Raw genomic sequence first — 1,520 nt, 5'->3', positions numbered from 1 at the left:
CTCGGCGGTGGCGCGGCGGCCTTCACGCCGGGACATGTGGTGCAGGTCCGCCACGAGGAGCATGTTTTCCTCGCCGGTGATCAGGCCGTCCACGGCGGAGAACTGCCCGGTGACACCGATCGCGGCCCGCACCGCCTGCGGGTCGGCGGCCAGGTCGTGCCCGGCCACCCGCACGTCCCCGGCGTCGGCGGTGATGAGCGTGGACAGGATCTTCACAGCGGTGGTCTTGCCCGCGCCGTTCGGCCCGAGCAGCGAGAAGATCGTGCCCTGCGGCACGGCCAGGTCGATGCCGTCGAGGACCTGCTTCTCGCCGTATGCCTTGTACAGGCCGGTGGCGGCGATGGCGAGGGGGGCCGACGCGGTGGTCGTTGTCGTGGTCGTTGACATGCCGCACAGGTTGCGGCGGGACGGGTTCAGCGGGGTTTCAGCGCGGTTTCAGTGCCCGTCAAAGGGGCGGGCGCGGGTCGGCCCGGCAGCACTACGGCTCCAGCAGCCGCGCCCGCTGCAAGCGCGCCCACTCGTACCCGGGGTCGATCTCCAGCGCCCGCGCGAGATCGGCCAGGGCGCGGTCCGGGCGGCCGAGGGCCTCGTGGGCGAGGGCGCGGCTGCCCAGGGCCCAGGTATAGCCGGGGTCCAGGGCGAGGGCCCGGTCGTACGCGGCGATCGCCTCCTCGTGGCGGCCCGCTGCGCGCAGGACGTCACCCCGCTCGCCCAGGATCCCGGTGCCGCCCGGATCGAGCCGCTGCGCGTGGTCGAGGTCGGCGAGGGCGCCCTCCGTGTCGCCGAGGACGGAGCGGATGTGGGCGCGGCGCCAGCGGGCCCAGGGGTAGTCGGGCCACAGGGCGAGGGCGTGGTCGAAGTCGGCCAGGGCCTCGGCCGGGCGGCCCAGGACGAACTTGACCTGGGCGCGGCTGCCCAGCGTCAGCGGCTCGCGCGGGTCGAGGGCGTGCGCCCGGTCCAGCTCGGCCAGGGCGTCCTCGTGCCGCCCCATCCTCCGGTACGTCTCGCCCCGCTCCCGCACCACCCACTCCGCGCCCGGCGCCAGCTCCGCGCACCGGTCGATGTGGGCGAGCGCCGCCTCGTGGTCGCCGTCCCCGGCGCGCGCCCGCAGCGCGATCGCGCTGCCGTGGTGGCCCAGCGGGCCGGTGGGGTCGAGTTCGATCGCCCGCGCGTGGTCGGCGAGTGCCTCGGCCATCATCCCGGCCTCGAAATGGCTCCAGCCACGCGCGCTGTACGCGGCCACGCGGCCCTCGTCGTCGAGCTCGCCGCGCGCCAGGATCAGGTCCAACACGCGTACCGGGCCGAGGCGTTCGTCGGACAGGGCCGCCAGGCAGTCCGCGCCCCAGCGCCGCAGCCGCTCCTCCCCCGCGTCCTCGCCCGCGTCCGCGAGGACCCGGGCCCACTCGCGGGCCACCGCCGTGTACCGCGTCTGCGCCCGGCACGCGTCGACGCCGGCCCGCAGCGCCCCGGCGAGCGCCGCGCCGGGCCGCGCGCACAGGCCGTGGTACAGCTCCTCCACC

At 76.3% G+C, this 1,520-nt stretch carries 2 protein-coding genes; both read right to left on the bottom strand.

What is annotated here, in order from left to right; genetic code table 11:
* On the bottom strand, positions 1–387 hold a 387-nt coding region (locus tag STRAU_RS32575), incomplete at its 3' end, for an ATP-binding cassette domain-containing protein (RefSeq protein ID WP_037663422.1).
* A 91-nt stretch (positions 388–478) separates the two neighbouring features.
* The coding region (locus STRAU_RS32570; RefSeq protein WP_037663420.1) for a tetratricopeptide repeat protein at positions 479–1,520 on the bottom strand (1,042 nt) is incomplete at its 5' end.

It is taken from the genome of Streptomyces aurantiacus JA 4570, assembly GCF_000414115.1.
GTDB classification, from domain to species: domain Bacteria; phylum Actinomycetota; class Actinomycetes; order Streptomycetales; family Streptomycetaceae; genus Streptomyces; species Streptomyces aurantiacus_A.
Note: the sequence above shows the minus strand (reverse complement) of the source record. Positions and strands in the feature narration are given on the sequence as shown.